Here is a 26,420-nt window from a genome sequence, read left to right as displayed (position 1 = left end):
TATGGAAACAAAATTGAAAGAAAGAGAAAAAACAAATATCATAGCTATTAAAGAGCTAAAAGGCTTACAATTTTATGTAGAAGATTACCAAAGAGGTTATAAATGGGGAGCAAAACAAGTTACAGAGCTCTTAGACGATATAAACAGTTTTAAAAAAGAAGACCAAGCTTTTTATTGTTTACAACCAATTGTTGTTAAAGAAAGAGAAAAAAATAAGTTTGAACTTATAGATGGGCAGCAACGGTTAACTACTACATATATTATTTTACAATGTTTAGGTATAACCCTTTTTAATTTAGATTATAAAACTCGTAAGCAAAGTGAAGAGTTTTTGAATAAGGTTAAAAATCTTGCAGTGGTTGATTTAAATAAAACCAAACTAAATATAGCCTGGGGAGATTACGTAGCAGAAAGTCCAAAAGAATATGATAATGTCGATAACTATCATTTTTTTTGTAGCTATCAAATAATTACAAATTGGCTCCAAGCTTTAAACTTTTCAGAAAAAGAAACCTTTACCAAAAACTTGTGTACTTATACGAAAGTGATTTGGTATAATATTAAAAGTGAATTAAGTCCAGAAGAAATTTTTATCAATTTTAATCAAGGAAAAATTCACTTAGAACAAGCTGAATTAATAAAAGCACTTTTTGTATTGTATTTAAAAACAGAACCAAATCTAGAAATTAGAGCTTTTAAAACCAATCAATTTGCAGAAGAATGGAATACTATTGAGAACCAATTACAAGATGATTCTTTTTGGTATTTTGTGAGTAATGATACATCAGATAAACGAAAAGCTAATCGAATTGATTTACTTTTTGATATAGTAAAAAAGAAGCCTAAAAAAGAACAAAGTAACTTATTTGCCTACCATAAGTACTTACACCAATTAAATACAGAAACTTTAAAAAATAAAGATTGGCAAGAGGTTAAAAACTTGTTTAACTTGTTGTTAGAATGGTTTCAAAACAGAACCATGTATCATTACTTAGGATTATTAATTCACTTAGAAATAAAATCCATTAGTGAGGTATATCAAGATTACCTAGAGCATGAAGATATAAAAGATAAGCTAGATTTTGAAAAACAGATAAAGCTATGGATAGCTGATAAAATTAATATAAGCAACCCCGATAGTAAGTATAATTTATCTAATTTAGTGTATCAAACACCTAAACAAACACACACTATTCTTGTTATCCATAATGTAGCAACATACCATACCAGTGATACTAATTATAGGTTTCCTTTTGACAAATTAAAAACTCAAAAATGGAGTTTAGAACATATCCATGCTCAAAAATCTGAAGAGTTTAAAAAAGTATTAGAAATCCAAAACTGGATAAGTGATATAAAATTATTGCTCAACGATGCAAATAGTACATTCGATTTAGAGGAACAATTAAATATTTTAGAAGAAGAAATTTTAAAACATAAACCAGATGATATCATTCCAAAATCAATAAAACGTAGAATTAATGAACTTAGTAATTTATTAGATAAAAAATTAGACACACATAGTATTAAAAACCTGTGTTTATTAGATAACACAACCAATAGCAGTCTGAGTAATTCTAATTTTCAAGATAAAAGAAAAAGTATTTTACAAATTGATATGCAAGGAGGAATTGTTAAAAGCAATGGAAAAAAACAAAAAACTTTTATTCCTATTTGTACCAAAAATGTGTTTTTAAAATATTATACAAAAAACACCAATGCTATTAATTTTACATTTTGGGGCTATGAAGATAGAAAAGATTATGAAGAAGCTTTAGAGCAAAATATTACTAACTTTTTGAATTTGAGTAATGACTGAAGATAATAATATAAAAACATTTTGGGAAGTTATTCAAGAAAATCAAATTGAAATTCCAGTAATACAAAGAGATTATGCACAGGGCAGGCAAAATGACCGTGTGAACCAAATAAGAGAAGATTTTGTAGAAGCATTAACTCTAGTTCTATTAGGTCAAGGGGAAGAAATATTACACCTTGATTTTATTTATGGTAGAATTCAAGGTAAAGACCAGGAATATATTCTAGCTAGAAATAAAGAGGCTGTAGAAAATGTACTAAAAGCAGTACAAGGTTATGCGGGTACACTAAATATGAATATTGGTGTGGAAATAACCCATAAGGAAAATGAATCTTCTAAATTAACTTATAGAAAACTCATTCCTTTAGACGGGCAGCAAAGACTTACAACTCTCTTCTTGTTACATTGGTATATTATTCAACGTTTAAAGCAAAAAGATGTAGGTAATCAACTAGCATACCTTGAAGGTTTTAAGTATAAAACAAGAAAAAGTACTGCCGAGTTCTGTAATTACTTAATTCACTTAAATAAAGAGGATGTACAAAACTTATTTGTTGTTGATAAGAAAATATCACTACAAATTGAAAAATCAACTTCGTTTTTTAGAGTATGGAAACATGACCCCTCGGTAAAAGGAATGCTAGTCATGTTGGACGCAATTGATAATAAGTTAAAGTATACTTCAGAAGAACAATTAATGTTAATGTGGGAGAACTTAACAACTAATAGAAAAATCACCTTTGATTTTCTGGATTTAGATGAGTTAGACCAAACTGATGAGCTGTACGTTAAAATGAATGCAAGAGGCAAGCAGTTGTCCGATTTTGAGCATTTTAAAGCGTGGTTGCAAGAGTTGATAAACAAAGACGATAGTATAGTAATAAAAAATATAAATTGGGAAAAAGATATAGACACTACTTGGTTAGATTTATTTTGGACACACAAAGCAGCAAAGGTGTTTCAAGTAGATGACGCAATATATAATTATATTAAAAGTATAAACCTTTATGAGTATATCATAGGTAAAAATGAAATTGAGATTAGTAATAATCTTATAGATAAGATTAGAGAAACTAATAAAGAAAAGAATTTTATTACGCTTAAAACATATAAAGAACATCAATTTTTCACTTCAAAAAGCTTAGATTTTTTATTCAATACACTTTCTAAAATTTCTAGTAATAAACTTCAAAAGTTAATAAGAAGTTTAGATACAATTTGTTGTTATCCATTTATAAAAGGAAGGAATATAAATGAGTTCCTTTTAAACAATAATCAAAATTTGTCTTTATGGGATAGAACATATTACTATGCCTATATTTTATTTGTAAATGATGTAGATGATTTTGAAAATGAAACAATAGTTAAGCAATTTCAAACATGGATGCGGATTTGTAGAAATTTAATTTACAATACATACATTCAAAATCCAGAAACATTTATTAAGGCAGTTAAATCTGTCCATGAGCTTTCTAATTTTAAATTTTCTATTGAAGAGAAAATAATTGAAGCTGATTTCAAAGTTTCATTTTTTGAATCTCAAGCCAAAGAAGAAGTTAGAAAATTAAAGTATTTCAAAAAGGGTGATAATTGGAAATATAAAATATTGGAATATGAAAACCATAATTACTTTCAAGGGCAGATAAACTTCTTGTTTAACATGCTAGAGAATGACAGCGATAACTTCGAATTATTTAAATCGTATGGAGATAGGTTAAGTGATATTTTTCAATTAGATATTGAAAAAGAGAATCATTTGTTGCAAAGAAGTTTATTAACTCAAGGAAATTATACCGTTGGTTTATCTGGACAAAAACGTACCTTTTGTAAGTCGGACAAAGGAAATTTGAGAGCTTTGAATGATAATTGGAGAAAAGTATTTAATGATGAGAGGAGATTAAAAACCTTGAAAACCTTGTTAGATGATAAACGACCATTTAGAGATATTGTAGATTCTTATTCAGGATTAGATTGGCGTAAATACTTTATTAAGTATCCTTCGGCTATAACATATTGCAAAAACAGATTTTTTGACTTTGACCATAATCTTGATGTTAGATTATTAAGTGGTAGTACTTATAATGGTAAACATACTGATTTGTATTTGTTTGTTTTGTTTAAAAAACTAGAGGAACACGAAGAATTTGAAGGTTTAAGTTTTATTCATAAAGATGTTAATAACTATAGAACTGAGTCTAATTTCCCAAGTATTGAAGTTTTGAATGATGAAAGAATAATCATTACCATAAATTATAGTTATAATCTTTTAGAGAATAATAAAGGGTTTGAGATAAAATTAGAAGATGATTCATTGTTATCTGAATTTAGTAACACCTTTAGTAAATATCAGTCTGTTAATGAAAAACATATATTTCAAGTTGTTAATGATATTTCAGAAATGGATACTATGCAAGATAGTATCATAAAGAATCTATTAACCATAGATTCGGTTTTTAAAAATAGTATATGAAAAGCATAGGTAAATCAGAAAGAGAAACACAAAATAGAATAGTACAACTATTCCAAAGTAAACTAAACTATTCATACCTGGGAAATTGGGAAGACCAAGAACGTAAATATCCCGTAGAAGAAGAGTTGCTTTTAAAATATCTTATAAACAAAGGCTATTCTACAACGCTTTCAGAAAAAGCTATTTCCATTTTTATGAGAGCAGTAACCAATCTTTCTGATGATTTATATGAATCTAATAAAGAAGTTTACAAGCTATTGCGTTACGGAATATCTGTAAGAGAAGAGTTAGGTAAACAAAAAGAAACGGTTTGGCTAGTTGATTGGAAGAATAAACAGAATAATGACTTTTCAATAGCAGAAGAAGTTACTGTCAAGGGAAAACATAATAAAAGACCCGACATTGTTATTTATGTAAACGGAATTGCTTTAGGTGTTATAGAACTTAAAAGAAGTAAAGTTGGTATAGAACAAGGTATTCGTCAAAATAGAGATAATCAAAAGCCAGAATTTATTCAACAGTTTTTTACCACTATGCAATTGATTTTGGCGGGTAATGATACTCAAGGAATCCGCTACGGAACCATAGGTACTCCAGAGAAGTATTATTTAAAATGGAAAGAAGAAAGTGTTGAACAATATGATTATTTATTAGATAAACACATTATACAATTATGTGAAAAAGAACGATTACTAGAGTTAATTCATGACTTTGTTGTGTATGATAAAGGAGCCAAGAAACTAAGTAGACCTAACCAATTTTTCGGCATCAAAGCAGCCCAAAATAATATAAGGACAAAAACAGGTGGTATTTTATGGCATACTCAAGGTTCTGGTAAGTCTTTAACCATGGTTTGGTTAACAAAATGGATTAGAGAAAATGTAAAAGATAGTCGTGTGTTAATTATTACCGACCGTCAAGAATTAGATGGTCAGATTGAGAAGTTATTTACGGGTGTTGAAGAAAAAATATACAGAACAAAAAGCGGTAGAGATTTAATTAGTGTTCTTAACCAAAAAACAGAAATGCTAATCTGTAGCTTGGTGCATAAATTTGGGCGTAATGATGAAAGTGGTGATTATGATTCTTACATTGAGGAATTAAAACAAAGTTTAGGGTCAGATTTTAATGCCAAAGGAGATATTTATGTTTTTGTAGATGAATGTCATCGTACACAATCTGGAAAACTTCATGATGCCATGAAATCCATTTTACCAAATGCCTTGTTTATTGGTTTTACAGGTACACCACTATTAAAAAAAGACAAACAAAAATCAATTGAAGTTTTCGGTGCTTATATTGGTAATCCCTATAAATTTGATGAAGCAGTAGAAGATGGTGTTGTGTTAGACTTACTTTATGAAGCAAGAGATGTAGAGCAATTTGTAACCGACCAACAGAGTATTGATGAGTGGTTTGAAGCTGAAACTAAAGGTTTGACAGATTTAGCTAAAATAGAGCTAAAAAAGCGTTGGGGAACCATGCAAAAAGTATTAGGTTCTAAATCACGATTAGAAAAAATTGTATTTGATATTGTAAAAGATTTTAAAGTAAAACCCAGGCTTTCATCTGGAGAAGGGAATGCTATGTTGGTATCGGGTTCTGTATATCAAGCCTGTAAATATTATGAACTTTTTCAGCGTTCTGGTTTTAAAGAATGTGCAATTGTAACTTCATATCAACCGCATCATGCAGATATTAAAGGAGAAGATACAGGTGAAGGTTCTCCAACCGATAAGCTCTTAAAATATGAGGTGTATACTCAAATGTTAAAGGGAAAATCTACAGAAGAATTTGAAGAAGAAGTAAAGGCTACTTTTATTAATGAACCAGCTAAAATGAAACTACTCATTGTTGTAGATAAATTACTCACTGGTTTTGATGCCCCATCTGCAACGTATTTGTACATTGATAAAAAGATGCAAGACCATGGTTTATTTCAAGCTATTTGTAGAGTAAACAGGGTTGATGGAGATGAAAAGGAGTATGGTTACATAATAGATTATAAAGATTTATTTAAAAGCTTAGAAAGGTCTATTTCTGATTATACTTCTGAAGTTTTTGATAATTATGATGAAGATGATGTAAAAGGGTTATTAAAAGACAGACAAGAAGAAAGTAAAGACCGTTTAGAAACAGCATTAGAAGCTGTAAGAGCATTATGTGAGCCAGTACACCCTAAAGACGAACCAAGCTACATAAGATATTTTTGTGGTAATACAGAAAATCCTTCAGATATAAAGAATACTGAAGAAAAAAGAGTACTATTATACAAAGCCGTAGTTTCTTTAATTAGAGCATATGCTAATATTGCTAATGAAATGTATAAAATTGGATTTTCTGATGCTGAAGCTAAAAAGATAAAAGATGAAGTACAATATTATTCTGATTTAAGAGATACAATTAAGCAAGCTAGTGGTGATTATTTAGATTTTAAACGATTCGAACCAGGAATGCGTCAATTAATGGACATGTATTTAGACGCAAAATCTAGCCGTAAACTATCAGATTTTGAAAATCAAACCCTGGTAGATTTAATTGTAAATGTATCAGAACCAGGTTCGTCGTATTTAACAAAATCAAAACAACAAGCAGTTGCTGAAACAATTGAAAACAATGTTCGTAAAGTAATTATAGAAGAATCTCAAGCTAATCCAAAGTATTATGAAAAAATGTCTAGACTATTAGATGAATTAATACAATTACGCAAAGAGGAATCTATTTATTACGAAGAATACCTAAAAAAAATTAAAGAATTAGCTGAGAAAGTAGCGAATACAAATAACTCTAATGAATATCCTAAATCTTTAGATACAAAAGCTAAAAGAGCTTTATATGATAATTTAAATTTTGATGAGTCATTAGCATTAACATTAAATAATGTAATTATTGAGAATAAATTAGATGGTTGGAAAGATGGAGGAATTAAAGAGAAAAAGTTAATGTTAGCAATAAATATGGTAATTTCCGATGTAGATAAGACGTTAGAGTTGATGGAAATAATTAAAGCACAGAATGAGTATTAGTCAAGAAAAGATAGGAATTTCAAATATTGAAATTGATGTGGTAAGAAAGAATATAAAGAACATGCACTTAGCTGTGTATCCTCCAACAGGAAGAGTTAGATTATCTGCGCCACAAAAAACAGATTATGAAGTTTTACGATTATTTACTATTTCGAAATTAGGTTGGGTAAAAAAACATATTAAGAACTTTAATGAACAACCAAGAGAGACTAAAAGGGATTATATATCTGGTGAAAGTCACTACATACAGGGTAAAAGAGCATTATTAAACCTTATAATAGAACAAAATGGTAAAAATAGAGTTGAGTTTGATGGTGTTAAGCAGGTGAATTTTTATGTAAAAACCAATACAACTCATGAGCAAAAAGCTAAATTGATGAAAGAATGGTATCGAAATGAATTAAAAAAACAAATACCTTCATTAATAGAAAAATGGGAAAAAATCATTGGAGTAAAACCTAGCAGTTGGGGAGTTAAACAAATGACAACTAAATGGGGTTCATGTAATGTAGAAGCTAAAAGAATATGGTTAAATCTTGAATTAGCAAAAAAACCTACAATCTGTCTAGAGTATATAATAGTTCATGAATTAGTTCACTTATTGGAAAGAAATCATAACGATAAGTTTGTTAGTCATATGAATACTTTTATGCCTAAATGGAGACTATATAGGGACGAACTCAACAGCTTACCTGTAGCTCATAATGATTGGGGGTATTAAATATATTAGGTTTTTTTTTTGTATTCATAACAATATCCCAATAATAATTATTGTTAATACTTTCTAATAATAATAATTCTTTATTAGCTTTTGGGTCAAAGGCTTTTTCTTGACCAAGGAATAAAAAATCAGAGTTTGGGTTACCAAAGCCAATATAAAAAGGATTGGCAAGTAGCTTCAGTTCTTTTTCATCTAAACAGTTTGATAAATTAGACCAAATAATTACCCTTTTGTTTTCATCTTTTTCATTAATTAATATCTCCATCATTTCTATTGCCTTTAAAGGCAATTCTAAGTTTTTTATATATTCAAAATATTTTTTTTCACTTAATAATGTTTCATCCATATGCTTCTAATTTGTGTTATACTTTAATATAACAATCTTTTTAAAGAAAAAGTCAATTTTTGTCATCTAGCCTTATAAAACTGTACAAAATACTTTCACTATATAATTATATACGTGATGACTTTAAAGTATTATTATAAAAAGTGAAACAAAAAGTGATATGTAACTAGTACCTTTTTATTACTATATAAAATAATTAATACTTCATTTGTATTAAGACCTTATTAAACTAAGTAACAAAAGAAATTTACATATACTTTGCTATATTTGAAAAAAGTTTTCTAGAAAGAAAATGAAGTTCTGAGACGGTTTTTATTAAAAAATTATACTATAGAGCACCACTGAAATAAAAAACCTCGCAAAATCAGTGTTTTACGAGGTTATTTGTGGAGACGCCGAGAATCGAACTCGGGTCCAAACAAGCAGTTCCATAGCTTTCTACATGCTTAGTTCTTATCTAAATTTTCGACTATCAGCTGGTTAAGAACCACCTACCTTTAGCTTATCTTCTTAAATTTCAAAAACCTGTCGAAGCGCCAAGTTTTCTATGTTTACTTTTACGATGCCCAAAAATGAAACGCCGCAAACCAAGGCTTTTCGTGGACATTTAGCTTGCGCACCTTGTGCGCCGAGGCATTAAATCTTACTATAATTCAGATTAAGCAGCTAAAGCGTAGTTATCTTCGCCGTTTATAGTGTTGAAATAAGTTTAACGAGTTGTCATTTCACTCCTCGGCATGCTTACCATTTCACTGATCTTGCTGTCAAAACCAGTCGTCCCCAATATGTCAAAAAACTACTAATAAAAAGCAAAAACTATACCTTTTATTAGGGCGTTCGGACGGGCTTTCGCTACTCGTTTTTTTAGTTACAAATCACGTTGTTTTTTGTAATCTAAAAAGAACTCAAACATATATACTGCAATGAAGGCAGTATAACCGCTCTATCCCTAACGCACATCCGAAAAAAAATAATCGGACAGCAAATATAAAAAAACAATTTTGTGCAAAGCTATAAAAAGCATTATTTTCGCAACACTTCAAAAACAAACAAACAGCAAAAAACATGAAATTCGGAATTATAAAAGAACGTAAAAACCCACCAGATAAAAGAGTTGTTTTTTCACCAGCCAAATTGCAAGAGCTTACACAACAGTTTCCAGAAGCAAAAGTAGCTGTGGAGCGTTCAGATATTCGAGTTTTTGCAGATAGTGCTTATCAAGATTTAGGAATAGAAGTAACTAACAACCTATTAGATTGTGATGTGTTGTTGGGTGTAAAAGAAGTACCTGTGGAAGCTTTAATTCCCAATAAAAAATACTTTTTCTTTTCGCACACCATAAAAAAGCAGCCATACAACCGTAAGTTATTAAAAGCAGTTTTGGATAAAAAAATAGCACTGTATGATCACGAAACAATAGTTCGTGAAAACGGAGCTCGATTAATTGGTTTTGGTAGGTATGCAGGAATTGTTGGTGCTTACAATGGTTTTAGAGCTATAGGTTTGCAATCAGGAGCGTTTTCTTTACCTAAAGCAGAAACGCTAGAAACCCAGCAAGATTTAATAAATGAACTTAAAAAAATAACATTACCTCCCCTAAAAATTGTTTTATCAGGAAGCGGAAAAGTTGCTTACGGAGCTAAAGAGATGCTTGATGCGATGGGGATTCAAGAAGTATCAGTATCTGACTATTTATCCACTAGCTTTGATACTCCTGTATATTGTTTAATTGATGTTTTAGATTATAATAAACGTAAAGACGGACAATTATTAGATAAATACGATTTTTATAATAACGGACATGAATACGAGTCTGATTTTATGAAGTTTGCAAAAGTATCTGATTTCTTTATTGCAGGTCATTTTTATGCAGATGGCGCTCCATATTTATTTACTAGGGAGGATGCTAAAAAAAGTAATTTTAAGATTAAATATGTAGCTGATATTTCATGTGATATTGATGGGCCAGTGGCATCAACAATACAACCATCTACAATTGCAGATCCTGTGTATGGTTACGATCCAATTACAGAATCAGTGGTTCCTTATCAGCAAGAGAATGCCATAGTGGTAATGGCCGTAGATAATCTGCCTTGTGAGTTACCTAAAGATGCAAGTGAAGGTTTTGGAGAAATGTTTTTAGCGCATGTAATACCTGCTTTTTTTAATAATGATAAAGATGGTATTTTAGCAAGAGCACAAATGACAACTAATGAAGGAACGTTAACCGAACGTTTTGCGTATTTACAAGATTACGTAGACGGAAAAGAATAATTCACTTTATTTCCCGCGAAAGCGGGATTTTTTTATGGTACCAGACAAACAGTTTTTAATAGATACAGCCAATATGAGAATGCCTTTTGGAAAATACAAAGGCACGTATTTAATAGATATACCTGAATATTACATGGTTTGGTATAAAAACAAAGGTTTTCCGCAAGGTAAACTTGGAAAAATGATGGCGTTAGTTTATGAGCTGCAATTAAACGGATTGGAAGAAATATTAAGAAAAATTAGACACTCTTAGTCGCTAATTGTACATTTTTACTAATTTCAAACAGTAACTTTATAAGCAAACCAATAGCTAATGTTATTCCCCAAGCTTTTTCATCGGTAAAACTAAATAAGGTCTCTTTAAAAATAGTACCAGGTTTTGTTACTATATCCCAAGAATTAAAACGTAAAAATCTGCCCAGATACACACCGTAACCACACAGTAAAAAAATTCCGTTCATTATATTGTTTAGTGTTTCACTTTTATAATGTAGCTGTAAGGTGTTGTAAATTTTTTGAGTAGATAATAAGGTTAATACCAATCCGGTTACAGCGTAACTAAATACCAACAGTATATCGAACCAAATCATAGATGCAGACGGATTTTGTAAATGTATAAAATCGGTAATTAAATAAGGAGAATTAGGTAAAAAGAGTAACCAAACTGCTAATAAAACATACATGGCTTTATTACGTTTTTTTCTTTTTTCTATAAGTAAAGAAATGCCATAGGGAAGTATGGCTAATAGTAAGTTCCATAGTAAAAAACTAAAAAATATAGATTGCGTTATATGTACTCTTAATAATTGAAGAGTAATACAAAATATAATAAGTATTCCGAGATATTGCTGTGTTTTGTTTATAGTTTTCATATGATTTTTTTAAAATCAAAACCTCTAATTGAAGAGGTTTTGATTGATTAACTACTTATTAATTATCCGTTATTCCAATCTATTTTTCTAGAAGCATACATTACAGCAGCTAGAATTATAAATAAACCAATGCTTCCAACCAGTAAAGCATAGTTTTCTAATTGAATAATTACAAAAATAAAACTGTATAAAATGATTAAGCTACCTCCGATAAAAAGAGGAAATTTGGTGTTTTTAAGTATAGATTTTGAGTATAAAGTAATTAATGCAACAACAGCCACACCAGCAATTAGATATGCTTTTAAAAAGCTACTATGCTCTGTAATTGATATTAATAAAGTATAAAACATAATTAAGGCAATTCCTACCATTAAATATTGAAACGGGTGGATGTTAATTTTACTCATAGTTTGTATTAAAAAGAATATTAAAAAGGTTAAAGCAATTACTAAAAAACCATATTTAGTAGCACGTTCATTTTTTTGAAACTCATCAACAGGAATTTTAAAGTTCACTCCAAAAGCATACTTGGTTAATTTAGGTAAGTGATTAAAAGATTGTTGTGCAAAAGGCCTGTTTATATCTAACACTTTCCATTTTGCATCAAAACCATTATCGTTAATCTTGTCTGGGTTGTAAGGAATATATTCTCCTAAAAAGTTAGCCGTTTTCCAATTCGATTTAATATTAGCGGTGGTTTCTTTTCCAATTGGTACAAACCTAATTTGTTCACTCCCATTAACATTCATTGTTAGGCTAAAGTCAATCGGGTTCAGGTGCGGTAAATCGTTTTTAGCAATTGTTTTGCTTTCCAAAGTAAACAAGTTATTACGATGCTCTTTTTGGGAATTGTTTTGATTGTTTCCAGAGAAGTTATATGAGTTTTTATGTATTTGTATAGCAATTTTACTATTTACTCCTTTAACGTTAGAAGTTTGAATAATTAATTTTGCTTTTTGCCAAAGAATATCTTTGGGAGCAATTTCTACATCAGAAAAATCAGGAGTGGTAAATGTACCTTTAAAATTAATGTTTGTTTTATACACTGCAGTATTATATATCCCTCTGCTTTTTGATTCAGGATTTATAGTGGCATTTATATCCAATACTTCAGGAAAAAAGTAAGCCTCATTAATAATTTCTTCGGTTTCTTTTTGATGTGTTTTAGTTTCAGGAAGGTAAATAGTGGTTTCTTTATAGGTTTTGTACGGAATTTTTAAAATAGGTCCGTATACCAATACTTCTTTTCCCCATTTTTGATTTATTTCATTAACAACTGTTTTTTGTCTGTACATTCGTTCGTTTACAAGATCTTTGATGTACGATAATGGTATAAGTAGCATAATAACTAAAAAGCCAACGATAGCCATTCTAGCACTGATGGATGTTTTAATCCATTTTCCAAATTTTCCGTTTTTGTTTGTATTCATATTTTAGTGTTTTAAAAGAACTTTGTATTTCAAAGTGTTTGTATAAAAAAAATTAAGTGTTATTTTTTAGTAATTTTTCCAGCGCATTAATGTGCTTTTTAAATTCTATTTTACCTACATCGGTAGCATAGTATTTCGTATTAGGTTTTCTACCTATAAACTGTTTTTCTATTCTAATAAATTCAGCTTTCTCAAGTGCTTTTATATGGCTTGCTAAATTGCCATCGGTTGCACCAAGTAATTCTTTTAGTGTTGTGAATTCTGCATACTCATTTACCATTAAAATGGACATGATTCCCAACCGAATTCTATGATCAAAAGCTTTATTTATATGTAATAAAATATTTTTCAAAAGATGCTGCGCTATTTTCTATCGTGTTTAATATACATGATTATACCATAAATTATGTGCATAAACCCAAAGCCTATTACCCAAAACCAAAATCCGTAGCCAACGTAATAAGAGGCTAACAAACCTAAAACAATTTCTGTATAACCTAAATATTTAATGTCACCAATGGTATATTTTGAAGCATTTACCAAAGCTAAACCATAAAACAATAGCATTAAACCACCTGTTTGTCCGTATCTGTGTTGACTTAAAATAATTAACACGTAAATACCACCAGCTACAAGTGGCGTTAAAAAATTTAGTAATAAACGCTTGGTTGTAGCATCCCAAATTTTATCATTATTTTTTTTAGCTTTTTGAGTAGTTAAATAAATAGCCGTTCCCACACTGGCAATAAGTACCAATGCCATGGTTAAGAGGATGGTTCTAAAAACCCAGCCATCTAATAGTAAAGTTCCGTACGAGTAATTTGTAACTATGTAATAGGCATAAAATGCACCAATTAAGGCGTAAATTCCTGCTAAAATACCTGATAAACCACTTAAAGAGATAAATCGGGTTGATTTATTCATGAGGTTTTTAATTTCTGATATGTCTTTTAAATAATCTTCTGAACTCATAATAAAGAACTTTGAAAAACAAAGTAAATCAATATAATTTAATTTTACAATACTTTTTTTTAATTATTTTTGGATAGAAATGAATCCGGCAGAAAACTACATTATAACTAGAAAATAACCTTTTAAAAGTATGTTGTTACAAATTCAAGTACTTATAGAAAATACTTTTCCTGAGGCAACACTTGAGTATAAATGGAAAATTCCAAATTATTATTACCATGGAAAACCGTTGTGTTATTTAAATGCTTCCTATAAAAAAGGTTTTGTAGATGTTGGCTTTTGGGCTAAAAATGGATTGAAAGATTTTGAAGCTCATTTACACAGTGAGGGTAGAAGTGTCGTAAAATCATTACGATACTTTTCTGTGAATGATATAAACGCAACCATATTAATTGCTGTTTTACAAACATCTTATAATGAAAGAAAAGCTAATTAATCTATTAAAAAAGTTAAAACAACTTCATTGTCAATAATTAAAAATAAGTATTGGGCGTCTGCTGGAGGTTTTACAGTAATTATTTGTTGGTTTTGTTTATTAATTACAGAAACTTTTTGTGCATATGGATTGCCTAAAAAACCTACACGAACATCGGATGCAGGCGGTAGTTTGTTAACTAATATAGTTACCAATCCGTTGTTGTTTTTTTGAAGTTTACCCGTATTAGGTTTTACTAATACAACATCAGATTGAAGAAAAGGTGTTTTGTAAATGGGTTGATTAAAAAATAGTTCTTTAGTAATAGAACCTGCTTGAAGGTTCCATATAGATTTTTCTGCTAAGTGCGTTTTGAGTAGTTTGTTTTTTGGGATGTTAAAGTAATATTGATTAAATTGTCTTTTCCATTTACCATTTACTTCAAAACCTGCTCCCCAAGTGGTATCTATAAAAATCCATTCATCATTTAATTTTACAGCATTCCAGGCATGGTTTGCTTGTGCCAATGGTTTTCCTAAGTATGCGTACGTTGGTTTTACATAACCAGCAACTACTTCATTTTCTATAGATAGTAAATCACATATTTTAGAAAATGTTTGTGCGTAGCCTTCGCAAACTCCTTTTCTGCTTTGGAGCGTTTTTTTAACGGTATTGTTTTTTATAGCTAATAATTTCTGATTTTTCTCTTCTTCAGTTTGATAGCTAAATCGGAATTCTTTACGAGTTGGATTGAAAAATTCTTCCAAATCATAACGGATGTTTTTAGTAATCCAACAATACACCGCCTTTATTTTAGCATCATTAGTTTTAAAATCAGTATTAATACGATTGGCTAATTTTTCAGCAGTTAAAAGTCCGCTGTATGTATCAGTAACAGCTTTAACCTCTTGCATACTTTGTGCAAGTGTGCAAAAGGAAAACAATAGAAATAGAAAAGTGCTATATAATTTCATAGTTTAAGGCAGCACAAAAACTATGCCTATAAACCATTAACTGTTTTACGAATGGTTACTAGGTTGGTTAGTAACTTTTCTAAATGGTTTAAGTGTAGCATATTTGCTCCGTCAGATTTTGCGTTTGCAGGATCAAAATGAGTTTCCATAAATAAACCATCTACATTATTAACAACGCCAGCACGTGCAATGGTTTCAATCATATCTGGTCTTCCGCCAGTAACACCACTACTTTGATTAGGTTGTTGTAAAGAGTGTGTAACATCTAAAACAGTTGGAGCATATTGTCTCATGGTTGGAATCCCTCTAAAATCTACAATCATATCTTGGTAACCAAACATTGTACCTCTATCAGTAATCCATGCTTTTTCATTACCGCTATCATGTACTTTTTTTACAGCATGCTGCATGGCTTCCGGACTCATAAATTGTCCTTTTTTTAGGTTTACCACTTTACCTGTATTTGCAGCAGCTACTACTAAATCTGTTTGACGAACTAAAAAAGCAGGTATTTGTAAAACATCAACATATTCAGCGGCTTTTTCAGCATCACTTACTTCGTGAATATCTGTAACGGTAGGAACATTAAAAGTTTCAGAAACCTTTTTTAAAATTTTTAATGCTTTTTCATCTCCAATTCCTGTAAAACTATCAATTCTACTGCGGTTAGCTTTTTTAAAACTACCTTTAAAAACATACGGTATTTCTAATTTATTGGTAATATTCACCACTTTTTCAGCAATGCGTAAGGCCATATCTTCACCTTCAATAGCGCAGGGGCCAGCCAATAAGAAAAAGTTACCAGCTTCTGTATCTTTTAAATTAGGAATAAGAGATAAATTCATTGTTAATTATTTTTAGCAAAACTACGAAATTAAATTGGCTATCTTTAAACTTTAAAATGAAATCAAAATGAAAAAAACAATCCTATTTTTCACAGGTTTATTAGCCTTGACTTCTTGTAAAACAACTAAAGAAGAAAAACCTGTATTAGCACAACATGTTGCAGTACAAAAACAATATGAAATAGATAGTTTAACTGTTAAAAAACACCTTTATACATTGGCTTCTGATGAAATGGAGGGAAGAAAAGCAGGGACAGAAGGAATAGAAAAAGCAGCTCAATATATAGAAAAAGAATTTGAAAGAATTGGACTTACTACTTACAAAGATTTAACAAGTTATCGTCAAAGCTTTGAGCACAAAGGGGCCAATATGTTTAACGTAATTGGAGTTTTAGAGGGTAGCTCTAAAAAAGATGAGTTTGTAGTTGTTTCTGCTCATTATGACCATTTAGGAATGAAAAAGAGTGGTGATGATAAAATATACAATGGTGCAGATGATGATGCTTCTGGTGTAGCTGCGGTATTAACTTTAGCAGAATATTTTAAAAGCAGAGGGACAGAAAGAACTGTATTATTTGTAGCATTTACTGCAGAAGAAATGGGACTTGTAGGCTCTAAACATTTTGGAAAAGATGTTAATCCGACAGATTTTGTAGCAGGAATTAATATAGAAATGATAGGTAAAACCTCTAGTTATGGTCCTAAAACGGCATGGTTAACTGGTTTTGATCGTTCTGATTTTGGAAAAATAATTCAGAAAAATTTAGAAGGAACAGGTTATAAATTGTATCCAGATCCATATCCTAAATTTAATTTATTTTTTAGATCTGATAATGCATCTTTAGCACGTTTAGGAATTCCGTCACATACCTTTTCAACTGGTCCCATAGATAAAGATCCTCATTACCATAAAGTAACTGATGAAGCTAGTACTTTAAATGTATCTAATATCACAGAAACAATTAAAGCAATAGCCTTGGGAACTACTACTATTATTAATGGTACAGATACGCCTACTAGAGTAGTTGTTGAATAACGTTTTTGTGTATATGTTAATTTTTTTACTAAAAAATTAACAATATCTCTAAAAATTATGTTAAAAATTGATATATTCGCGAGGTTTAAATTTTAAAAATCATTATCAATGAAAAGAATTCTACTAAGTCTAGCGACGGTTGCTGTACTGTTTTCATGTTCAAAAAATGAAGAAGTCCCTGTTCAAGAACAGCAACAAGATCAATTATCTAAACAAGAAATAAATGCAAAAATTAAAGCATCTATTGAAGAAACTGGTGATTTTTTCTGGAGTAATTCTGATGTACATACAATTTGGAGTGCATTGCAACACGGAGAAAACTTATTAACCATTGGGTATGGTGCCTCAAAATCAGAATTTCAAAAAAGTGCTTCATCTGAAAGCATTAAAAATGATATTATCAATTTAGTAAATCAAATTGAAGGAAGAGAACAAGCTTCTAAAGAAGCAAAAGAGTATTATGCTGATGAGGTGGTAAATTTTATAGATATTAAAGTATCAAATAAAGAAACAATAGCTACTTTATTAAAAGATCCTAGAGTACGTTATATAGAGCCAGCTGCTTACAGTGTTTTTGAAAGTAATAATGAAGTTCAAGAAAGATCTGAAGCTTCAGGTTGTGGATATTCTTCCACTAATTTAGCATCTGCCGATTATAGAACAGTCGCTCCAGGCGCTAGAGTACCATGGTCATTTGATGCACATAACATTCCAGCAGCATGGAACTACAGTACTGGTAGAGGAGTTACAGTAGCTGTAATAGATACAGGTCTTTCACCAGAGCAACGTTGGATGAATCAATATTTTAACGATGGATATTCATCAGGAAGAAGCGTTCAAAAATATGGAACTTTTGTAGATTCATGGTGGTCGTGGTCTAATAATTACGACGGTGTGAATGATAAATGTGGTCATGGAACAAGTATGGCGTCTGTTGCAACAGCTCCAAGAAATAACGATAACTTACCAGTTGGAGTAGCTTACAATGCCAACTTAGTAACGTATAGAGCTGTTGAAAATGTTGTTATTGATGATTATCATGAAAGAAGAGGGGTAGCAGAGGCATTAACAGCTTTAGGTAATAGAAGTGATGTTAAAGTTATATCGATGTCTATTGGTTCTCCTTTTAGTATTGGAAGAGTATCAGATGCAGTAAAATATGCGTATAGCAGAGGTAAAATGATTATTGCTGCCGGAGGAACATCTACATCTTTCACAACTTGGTATGGAGTTATTTTTCCAGCAAATATGGATGAAGCTGTTGCTGTAACAGGTGTTAAGGAAGGGCAGTATGATAATTGTGATATTTGTCATAAAGGCTCAAAAATTGATTTTACCATTCAAATGCAACGTACTAATGGTACTAATAATAATATTCCTATTTTAAGTTACTATGATCAACAATCTAGCTATGTTGGAGGTTCTTCTGTAGCTACAGCTACTACTGCTGGTATTGCTGCACTAGTATGGGCAAAAAATCCATCATGGTCTAGAAGTCAAGTGTTAGAAAAATTACGTCAAGCATCAGATTTTTATCCAAATAAAAATTCAGAGTTTGGTTACGGAAATATAGACGCATTGAAGGCTGTACAATAAGAAGCCCCCAGTGATAACCTAACTATTAAAAATTAACTAACCAATCGAAAGAGTCTCGCAGTAATGTGAGGCTTTTTCAATTTTATGTATCTTAGTAAAAAGTAATTTTATGAAACGTTTTTTACTACTTATTTCTATTTTATTAGTTGGATGTTCTTCCAATAAAGTTGTTTTTGATTATGATAACTCTATCAATTTTAATAACTATAAAACATTTGATTTTTTTGAAGACGCAGGAGAAGGATTGAGCGAGCTGGATATAAAGAGAATAAAAAGTGAATTAACCGAACAACTATTAGTTAAAGGTATTAGTCAAAAAGAGAATCCAGATTTTTATATTAACTTTTTAGCAAACACTAAAGAAGAACCCTCTAGAAATTCTATTGGGATTGGTTTAGGTAGCGGAGGTAGTAATGTAGGTTTTGGGGTATCTGGAGGTATTCCTATTGAGCGTAATAAATTAGTACAAGAGTTAACAGTTAATTTTGTGAAGAACGAAAATAATGATTTGATTTGGCAAAGTATTGCTAAAGGTGTTTTAAAAGAACAAACAACTCCTGATGAACGAGATGATTACTACAAAAAAATAATTACTGAAGTAATAAAAGGATATCCACCCAAAAAATAAAAACCTCTGCTTTTGCAGAGGTTTTTATTTAAAAGTTTTAGAATTGGTAACGAATACCTAAACCAAAGTCTGAATTAAATCCATCATAATCATCATTAAAGCCAATTTCTGGTCTAAAATCCAATGATATTAATAAAGGGATATCAAAATTATATTCAATACCAATTACACCAGCTCCGAAAATAAATGTGTTTGAATAGTCTGTATTTTTATTATTCCAAGTTCCTACACCACCACCAACACCGGCGTACCAATTAAATTGATTTTCTAACTGCCACACCCATTGATATAAACCAGTAGCTTTAAAACCACTAAAGTTATTATTACCGCGTAAGCCTAAATCTACTTCTAAACGGTTGTTGCTACTTAATTTACGTTGGTAAGAAATTTCACCTCCAAAACCATTGTTATCTCCAAAACGTAAACCAATAGCGTTTTCGGAAATACTTTGAGCTTTTACACCAACAAAAGCAGTTAGCACGAATGCTACAGTTAAAATTGCGTTTTTCATGTTTAATTATTTAGTTTAATTATTTTACGGTTATTCTAGTTCCGTTAGAGTGACTAGTGAATTCTGGTGCGTACATACTTTGTATGGTGGTTACACCAGCACTAAAATTACCTTTGTTATTCACTCTAACATCGTATTCAAATATATAAATTCCTTTTGGTAAACGATCAAAAAAGAAATTTGTTGCAGCATCTTTTGTACTTTGATAATAGCCTAATCCATCTTGCCATTTATAAGTTGATAAAACATCTACAGGTTCAAAGCTAGCAGCACGCTTGTCTTTCATATGAATAAAACTCATGTCTCTATCCGCTTTTAATTCAATTCTAACAGTCACCAAATCACCAACTTCTAAGGGTGTTTTATTTGTTATGACTTTTAATTGCTTTCCAGTGTCAGAATTTACTTTTTTAAACAGCTTTTTCTCTAATTGTAAAGGTGTTTTTGCAGCGGTAATTTTATCAAGATCTTCAAAATATTGCCAATATAAACCAGCCCAAGCAATGCCCTCGCTATTCTTAGTTAAGGTAACACTTCCCAAGTTTTTTGAAATTTCGTTAGCGTTCCATGAAGTTTTAAAATAACCAGTACCAGCTTCTACTTTAACATCGGCTAGCTTGTCTGCATTAATTTTTTGATTTCCTACAGAAATATCTAAATTATTTGAAACAGATAGCCAATCAGATCCTTTCAATAATAAAGAATAAATAGCATTAGTGGTGGCCTTAGTGGTACTCCATTTATTCACCTGTTTGTTTTTAAGTAACCAAACTTTTAGTAAATCTATGGTTTTAGTATCATTTTCAATTTCAGAAAAAGTTTCAATTAACAAAGATTGCGTTTCTATAGGCGCTTGATGCCAGTACCAACCTGCTTTATTTTCTTTCCAGTACATTCCTAATTCATCTGATATAATACTAGTTTCTTTTAAAGATTTTACAATTTTTAAAGCAACATCACTATTGTTTAATCGGTGTTGTGTTAAGGCTATTTGTCCTTTGGCTAATAAGTTGAAATCAGTCCAATAAGTAGCCGTTTGTTTTTGATAATATGAAACAGCTTTACTTGTTTTTGTGTTTAATGCCATTTCATTAAAAAAACTTCTCATGTACAAATATTGTATGATAAAGTAGTTTACGTTATTCTTAGCTAAAAAGTTCTTAGAAGCAGTTTCGCCTTCTTTATCTTTAATGATTTCGGCATTTTTTAATAACTCGTTATAAGTAGCTACAATTTCATTGTCTAAAAATGCAACAGACTTTTTAAGTAATTTTTGAATCTTACTATCGTTATTAGCAATTCCTAATTTGTTTAAATGACCAAAACCAGTAGTGATATGATTGGTAATGTATATATTAGGATAATTACCGCCTTTAAACCAAGGGAATCCTCCGTTATTTAATTGTAGGTCAGATAGTTTATGAATAGCTTTAGATAGGTTGTTTTCTAGTTTGTTAAGTTCAAACAGCAAAGCAATTCTTTTTTTCTGTTCTTTTTCTGATTGCGCACCGCGTAACCAAGGTGTTTCTTGGATTAATAAAGACTTTAATTCCTGATTTTTTTCTAAGTTACTCAACATAGCATCAGAATTTTTCCAGCTTTCAAAAACCGTTTTAATTTTTGGGTTTTTATTGATAATATGACTAGCCAATGAGTTTGCGTAATACCTAGAAAATGTTTGTTCAGCACACTCAAACGGATATTCCATTAAATACGGAAGCGCTTGAACAGCGTACCAAACGGGGTTTGAGCTAACCTCAAGTGTTAATTTATGATGTGATAACGTAGTTGAGGTATAATTTTTAAGTTTATCTAAGTTAAAGTTTTTTGTTTGATTGCTTCCAATCCACATAGGTAAGGTTTCTGTAACTAACATTCTGTTTGGTAAAACAGGAAGAATGTTTTGTTCACCATCACTAAAATTGCCTGCTTGCGCAACAATTTTATATTTTACAGAACTTACAGTGGGTGGTATTATTAATTGCCATGATACTTGTGTATTTCCTTTAGAATCAACACTGAAACTTTGCTGTTTATCTGTATTTTTAAGGGCTACATCAATATTTTTTCCTGTAATAGCATCCGTTAGAAACAACTGAGCGTTTCCTGATAACTTACTTTTAGTAAGGTTACTTATTTTAGAGCTTAAGGTAATGGTATCACCTTCACGCAAAAATCTCGGAGCATTTGGAGTTACCATTAGCTCTTTTTGAGAAACAGCTTCAAGTGTTTTTGTAGCATACTCTAAATTTTTAGTATGTGACAAAAGTTGCAATTTCCATGTAGTTAATGCTTCTGGAGTTGTGAAGCTAAAACTTACGTTACCTTCTTTATCGGTAGTTAAATGCGGGTAAAAGAAAGCTGTTTCTTGTAAGTTTTTTCTTGCTTTAATTTGGGATAATGATTGTTTATTTTCAGTTACTTCATCGATCTCTGAATCAGCCTCAGAATTAACAGTTTCTAAATTTTCTGATACTGTTACTCCAGCTGCTTTACCTTCTAGCACTTTACTCATTTTTTTTCTTTTCTGTGTACCATAGCCAACAACTACAACTTCATCAAGTGTATTACTTCCCTCCATTAAAATATAAGCCTTATTAAAATCTTCCACAGTTAATTCAATTGTTTCAAAACCAACATAGTTAAATTGTACAATATCACCTTTGTTTACTTTGATTTCAAAATTGCCATCAAAATCTGTTTCTGTTCCATAGTTTGTACCTTTTATAAGTACACTAACACCTGGTAACGGACCAGTTTCATCTTCAACCACCCCAGATAAAGTTCCGTCAAATTTAGTTCTCTGCATGGTAAGTTTTCTAAGGTAATTTTTATATACCCACTTATTATTATTAAGGCTAAAACCAAACCAATTAAATGTATTGCGTTTTTGGTTAGGAATGTAAATTGACTTTTTTTGAGGGTTTGTAATGGTATTAAAATTAATGATTCCTATACTAGCGTTTGCACTAGCATAATTAGTAACATAATAGTTTTTTAAGTTAAAAGGATTAAATGTCCAATTATTTGTAGCAAATTGATCTAAAGACGCATCGTACATACTTGCAAGTATTTCTGCAAGTACAACATCTTTTTTGGGGCCTTTAATGTTAAAACTCCATTTTTCTAGTGAATTTGGTGATATTTTATCTCTAAATGTATTAGTAGTAATTTCAATTTCTTTAGAAGGATAAGGAACCTCTATTTTATAAGATGAAGCATAAAAACTATTTCTGTAAATGTAATGATAAGTAATACCAAAACCGCCTAAATCATTTTTGGTAACAGGTATTTTAATTTTTTTATAACTTTTATCTAAATTAAAATAATGCTTAGAAAATATTTTATTGTTTTTTTCTACAAATAAGGTTAAGTGTAAATTAGTAGCATTAGAGCTAACCGTAAGTTCTACTTCATCGCCAGGTTTAAATTCTTTTTTATTGGTAGATATATTAAAAATCTGATTATCAGCTGGAAGTTTATCAGTGTCAGCATATACGTCAAAATATAAAATATCGGATACCGACTGATTTAATGAATCTTTTACATCTAGCGTAATAATATATTTACCAGATTTCCATTTTTTTATTTTACTCAATACAATTTTCTTCTCAGCTATAGAGGAGAATTGTTCTTCAAAAACTAGTTTTTCTTTTCCCCAGTTATGAAAATCATCTTCATTGGTATAACTTTCATACGGAAACTTTTTAGTAAACTGGTCTTTAGCAATGATTTGATAATCTGGGTTTTGCCAAGGTCTTTTTCTGTAAATATTTTCAGGAGCTTTTAACTTGAATATTTTAATTGTTCCAGATGCTTTTACTTTTTCTCCATTAAGATTATTTATACTAATATGGATTGGAGTACTATTTGATTTTTTATTGATTCGAGTGTCAAATTCTATATTCGGTATCATAGTGTGATATCCTACTTTAACATTTGTAGTCGAAGTTCTTGTTTCTCCATTAATATCTATAACATCAGCAGTAATTTCATAGGTAAAAATTGGCTGGTTTTTTACGGCAACACTTTCGTCTGGAAGTGCTTTGAACTTAATAAAATATTCTCCATTGCTGTTGGTTACTGTTTCTCCATAAGTTATTTCTTGAGGAGCGCTATTAAAACTTGGTTTTCTCCAATATGACCACCAATACCATCTAGGATATTGAACTTTTCTATGAACCCTGTAAACAACTTTAGCATTACTTATAGAAGCGCCAGAATAAGCATTGGCGATTCCTGTAACAGTAACAGAATCATTAACCTTGTATGTTTTAGTTACTGGTTTAAATTCGGTTTGAAATTTTGGTCTTTTATATTCTTCAACAGCAATACTTTTATAAAACCTTTTAGTATTAATAATAACCTCAATATTAAAATTACCAGTAAGTCCAATTTCAGGAATTTTATATTCCTCAGAAAATGAGCCAAAATCATTGGTTTTAAGTTCTAGTTCTTTTATAAGTTGTCCGTTCGCATCTTTAAAGTTTACAAACAGATAATCATGTGCTAAAACTTCAGATTTATTTTTGAATTTTTCTAGTGCGATACCTTTAAAATAAACAGTTTGTCCAGGTCTGTAAATAGCTCTGTCTGTAAAAATGCTAACATTTGTGATAACATTGTTATCATGATAATTATTGTTATATCTTCTTGTTAGATAGATATTATCAAAGTAAGCAACATCATCGTTAAAAGTAAGTTTGGCTGATACATTATAATAATCTTTATTATAAGTATGGCTTACAAAACCGTTGTTATTAGTGGTTAGTTTTTTATTTATTTTATTTCCGTATCTGTGTTTTTTATTACTTAATTGAATTTTTACATTTGCTAGTGGTTTACCATTTAATCGGTTATAAACTCTAAATATATTTTCGTTATTTTTTTTATCGGTTACTAAAACTAGGTTGGTAACTTGTATTGTTTGAGTTTTAATAATTACTTCGTTAGTATCTGAATTATTTTTAGCAACTATTAAAAATTTTCCCTTGCCAAGTTTTGGTAAAACAATTTCTGAACTGTGTTGTTGATAATCTTTTTCGTTTTTTAATTTTTCTTGAAAATTAGCAACTTGTTTTAGTTTTGCTATAAAATTTATTTTTTCTTCTTGTTTGTAGATAGCTTTAAAACTCTCATCTTGTTTTTCAGATATTGAGTAGATTGTCACATCAAGTTCATCAATATTTTTATAAGTAACTAATATTTTAGAAAATACTTGGCTTGGCACATGTTCTTCAGCCTTAATAGCTAAGGATTTTTGTGTAATATCATTAAGTAAATTAGTACACAGTTTAGCAGCTTTAGTTTTTGGAAACTTATCGATTACTTTTTTGCAAATTTCTACCGCATCTGCATTTTTAAATTGATGATTCTTATTATTTGCAGCATGGTAGGTATTAGCTTTTTCTCTATACAATAAAGCGATTCTGTGGTCATATAAACCACTAATTTCATGATTTTTATGCTGCTGAGCTGTTTGTTGTAATGTTTCTAAATATAATTTATTTATATTGTTAAAAGATGCATGTTTTTTCACAAAATCTAAACGCAATAAATCAACATCAGCTAGTGCATTTACGTTATTTTTTGATAAATGATATTTGATTAGTTTTTTATAAATTTTTAAAGCATTTAATTGAAGGGATAACGAATCTTTACTAGTGATTTTCATATCGCTAAAATGATTAGCATCACAAATTAAGTCGCTATCTTTTAACTTAAATTGATAAGATGGCTGGGTAATGTTGGTTTCATTAGTTTGATAAAATTCTAAGGCATTATGAGCTAAAAAGTCATACAAAGTAGGTCTGTATTTTTCAGCGTTCTTATCAATATCAATAATATCACTAAAAGTTTTTACAGGAATTTTTTGTAGCTTTTCACTATCGTTTATTGATAGTTGATAATATTTATGAATTTCTTTAAAAAGTGTTTGTAAATCCCAAGTTCTAAAATCATCAATATTCACCTTGCTGTTGGTGTTTGTACGGTTGTAAAAACGCCATCTATTCTGATTAAAATATTGCCAGTATAAATTGGCTAAAATATTTTCCAGTACATTTTTAGTAGGAAATTTAGCATTGTTAATATGTTTTTTTAAATCATTAACAATCTTTAATTGTGCATCCTCTTCTAGGATTAAAGAAAACTTACTTTTAAAAATGAGTGCTTTAATTATTTGAGGAGAATTATTTGTTAGATCGGCTTTTTTATAAATGTTTTCAACAACTTTTAAAGCTGATTTTGGAAGATTATCTAGTTCATACTTATGAACTTCACTCCATAATTCTTCATAATTCTCCTGTGCATTTAATGTGATAGAAAATAAAAAAAGAGTAAGTAGTATTGGTGTAAGTTTTTTCATAACGCTGTTTTAATTGGGTTTCTTAAATTACAAGTTATGTGTTAATTACACAATTATAATGCGTAAATTAGTTTGTAACTTAAGTGTTTAGTTATGAAAAACAAAAAACGAGCCATTA

The 26,420-nt window shown here is 30.1% G+C and carries 19 protein-coding genes and 1 other RNA gene; 10 read left to right on the top strand and 10 right to left on the bottom strand.

Features of this window, described 5'->3' with window-relative positions; all coding sequences use genetic code 11:
* Window position 1: 1 nt before the first annotated feature.
* Genes ACFQ1U_RS08145 through ACFQ1U_RS08130 form a run of 4 tightly spaced genes read left to right on the top strand, consistent with a single transcriptional unit; the run spans window position 2 to window position 8,036 of the window.
* Window positions 2–1,819, top strand: a complete 1,818-nt coding sequence (locus ACFQ1U_RS08145) for a DUF262 domain-containing protein (protein ID WP_386107157.1) — start codon at window positions 2–4, stop codon at window positions 1,817–1,819.
* Window positions 1,812–4,289, top strand: a complete 2,478-nt coding sequence (locus ACFQ1U_RS08140) for a GmrSD restriction endonuclease domain-containing protein (protein WP_386107155.1) — start codon at window positions 1,812–1,814, stop codon at window positions 4,287–4,289. The genes ACFQ1U_RS08145 and ACFQ1U_RS08140 overlap by 8 nt, the downstream gene beginning before the upstream one ends.
* On the top strand, window positions 4,286–7,315 hold the full coding sequence (locus ACFQ1U_RS08135) for a type I restriction endonuclease subunit R (RefSeq protein WP_386107153.1): 3,030 nt from the start codon (window positions 4,286–4,288) through the stop codon (window positions 7,313–7,315). Before ACFQ1U_RS08140 ends, ACFQ1U_RS08135 begins: the two co-directional genes overlap by 4 nt.
* Window positions 7,305–8,036 carry a M48 family metallopeptidase gene (locus ACFQ1U_RS08130; RefSeq protein WP_386107152.1) on the top strand — a complete coding sequence of 244 codons (732 nt, stop codon included), beginning with the start codon at window positions 7,305–7,307 and terminating at the stop codon, window positions 8,034–8,036. Before ACFQ1U_RS08135 ends, ACFQ1U_RS08130 begins: the two co-directional genes overlap by 11 nt.
* Here ACFQ1U_RS08130 and ACFQ1U_RS08125 read toward each other — a convergent pair.
* Window positions 7,996–8,382, bottom strand: a complete 387-nt coding sequence (locus tag ACFQ1U_RS08125) for a hypothetical protein (protein ID WP_386107150.1) — start codon at window positions 8,380–8,382, stop codon at window positions 7,996–7,998. The two genes, ACFQ1U_RS08130 and ACFQ1U_RS08125, sit on opposite strands and share 41 nt — an antisense overlap.
* Before the next feature lie 384 nt (window positions 8,383–8,766).
* Window positions 8,767–9,164: a transfer-messenger RNA gene (gene ssrA / locus ACFQ1U_RS08120) on the bottom strand.
* Between the two features lie 283 nt (window positions 9,165–9,447).
* Between ssrA and ACFQ1U_RS08115 the strand changes: the two genes are divergently transcribed.
* Both ACFQ1U_RS08115 and ACFQ1U_RS08110 read left to right on the top strand, forming a co-directional pair.
* Window positions 9,448–10,656, top strand: coding sequence for an NAD(P)-dependent oxidoreductase (locus ACFQ1U_RS08115; protein ID WP_386107148.1), 1,209 nt, complete (start codon window positions 9,448–9,450; stop codon window positions 10,654–10,656).
* Between the two features lie 34 nt (window positions 10,657–10,690).
* Window positions 10,691–10,909: a DUF3820 family protein gene (locus ACFQ1U_RS08110; protein ID WP_386107146.1), complete on the top strand. Its 219-nt coding sequence runs from the start codon at window positions 10,691–10,693 to the stop codon at window positions 10,907–10,909.
* On the opposite strand, the gene ACFQ1U_RS08105 is transcribed toward ACFQ1U_RS08110, so the two are convergent.
* The 4 genes from ACFQ1U_RS08105 to ACFQ1U_RS08090 all read right to left on the bottom strand — a co-directional run bounded on the left by ACFQ1U_RS08105 (window position 10,896) and on the right by ACFQ1U_RS08090 (window position 13,930).
* Window positions 10,896–11,528 (bottom strand): DUF1361 domain-containing protein, encoded by a 633-nt coding sequence (locus ACFQ1U_RS08105; protein WP_386107143.1) that lies wholly within the window; start codon window positions 11,526–11,528, stop codon window positions 10,896–10,898. The two genes, ACFQ1U_RS08110 and ACFQ1U_RS08105, sit on opposite strands and share 14 nt — an antisense overlap.
* Window positions 11,529–11,590: 62 nt before the next feature.
* Window positions 11,591–12,958, bottom strand: coding sequence for a cell envelope integrity protein CreD (creD, locus tag ACFQ1U_RS08100; RefSeq protein WP_386107141.1), 1,368 nt, complete (start codon window positions 12,956–12,958; stop codon window positions 11,591–11,593).
* Between the two features lie 52 nt (window positions 12,959–13,010).
* Entirely contained in the window at window positions 13,011–13,310 is a 300-nt protein-coding gene (locus ACFQ1U_RS08095) for a winged helix-turn-helix domain-containing protein (protein WP_386107140.1), read from the bottom strand.
* Window positions 13,311–13,321: 11 nt separating this feature from the next.
* Window positions 13,322–13,930, bottom strand: a complete 609-nt coding sequence (locus ACFQ1U_RS08090; RefSeq protein WP_386107138.1) for a hypothetical protein — start codon at window positions 13,928–13,930, stop codon at window positions 13,322–13,324.
* Window positions 13,931–14,060: 130 nt separating this feature from the next.
* On the opposite strand from ACFQ1U_RS08090, the gene ACFQ1U_RS08085 reads away from it, so the two are divergent.
* On the top strand, window positions 14,061–14,366 hold the full coding sequence (locus tag ACFQ1U_RS08085) for a DUF1801 domain-containing protein (protein WP_386107136.1): 306 nt from the start codon (window positions 14,061–14,063) through the stop codon (window positions 14,364–14,366).
* Here ACFQ1U_RS08085 and ACFQ1U_RS08080 read toward each other — a convergent pair.
* Window positions 14,363–15,319 carry a transglutaminase domain-containing protein gene (locus ACFQ1U_RS08080; RefSeq protein WP_386107134.1) on the bottom strand — a complete coding sequence of 319 codons (957 nt, stop codon included), beginning with the start codon at window positions 15,317–15,319 and terminating at the stop codon, window positions 14,363–14,365. The two genes, ACFQ1U_RS08085 and ACFQ1U_RS08080, sit on opposite strands and share 4 nt — an antisense overlap.
* Window positions 15,320–15,345: 26 nt before the next feature.
* A complete protein-coding gene (kdsA, locus tag ACFQ1U_RS08075; RefSeq protein WP_386107132.1) occupies window positions 15,346–16,164 on the bottom strand; it encodes a 3-deoxy-8-phosphooctulonate synthase in 819 nt (272 codons plus the stop codon).
* Between the two features lie 67 nt (window positions 16,165–16,231).
* On the opposite strand from kdsA, the gene ACFQ1U_RS08070 reads away from it, so the two are divergent.
* From ACFQ1U_RS08070 to ACFQ1U_RS08060, 3 genes are all read left to right on the top strand, one after another.
* The gene (locus tag ACFQ1U_RS08070; protein ID WP_386107130.1) at window positions 16,232–17,200 is read left to right on the top strand and encodes a M20/M25/M40 family metallo-hydrolase; all 969 of its coding nucleotides are present in this window, start codon (window positions 16,232–16,234) and stop codon (window positions 17,198–17,200) included.
* A 108-nt stretch (window positions 17,201–17,308) separates the two neighbouring features.
* The gene (locus ACFQ1U_RS08065; protein WP_386107128.1) at window positions 17,309–18,796 is read left to right on the top strand and encodes a S8 family peptidase; all 1,488 of its coding nucleotides are present in this window, start codon (window positions 17,309–17,311) and stop codon (window positions 18,794–18,796) included.
* Window positions 18,797–18,905: 109 nt separating this feature from the next.
* On the top strand, window positions 18,906–19,424 hold the full coding sequence (locus ACFQ1U_RS08060) for a DUF4136 domain-containing protein (protein ID WP_386107126.1): 519 nt from the start codon (window positions 18,906–18,908) through the stop codon (window positions 19,422–19,424).
* Window positions 19,425–19,461: 37 nt separating this feature from the next.
* Here ACFQ1U_RS08060 and ACFQ1U_RS08055 read toward each other — a convergent pair whose 3' ends face one another.
* Both ACFQ1U_RS08055 and ACFQ1U_RS08050 read right to left on the bottom strand, forming a co-directional pair.
* Window positions 19,462–19,935 (bottom strand): hypothetical protein, encoded by a 474-nt coding sequence (locus tag ACFQ1U_RS08055; protein WP_386107124.1) that lies wholly within the window; start codon window positions 19,933–19,935, stop codon window positions 19,462–19,464.
* A gap of 19 nt (window positions 19,936–19,954) precedes the next feature.
* Entirely contained in the window at window positions 19,955–26,302 is a 6,348-nt protein-coding gene (locus ACFQ1U_RS08050) for an alpha-2-macroglobulin family protein (protein ID WP_386107122.1), read from the bottom strand.
* Between the last annotated feature and the right edge of the window lie 118 nt (window positions 26,303–26,420).

This window comes from Tenacibaculum geojense (assembly GCF_042676005.1).
GTDB classification, from domain to species: domain Bacteria; phylum Bacteroidota; class Bacteroidia; order Flavobacteriales; family Flavobacteriaceae; genus Polaribacter; species Polaribacter geojense.
Note: the sequence above shows the minus strand (reverse complement) of the source record. Positions and strands in the feature narration are given on the sequence as shown.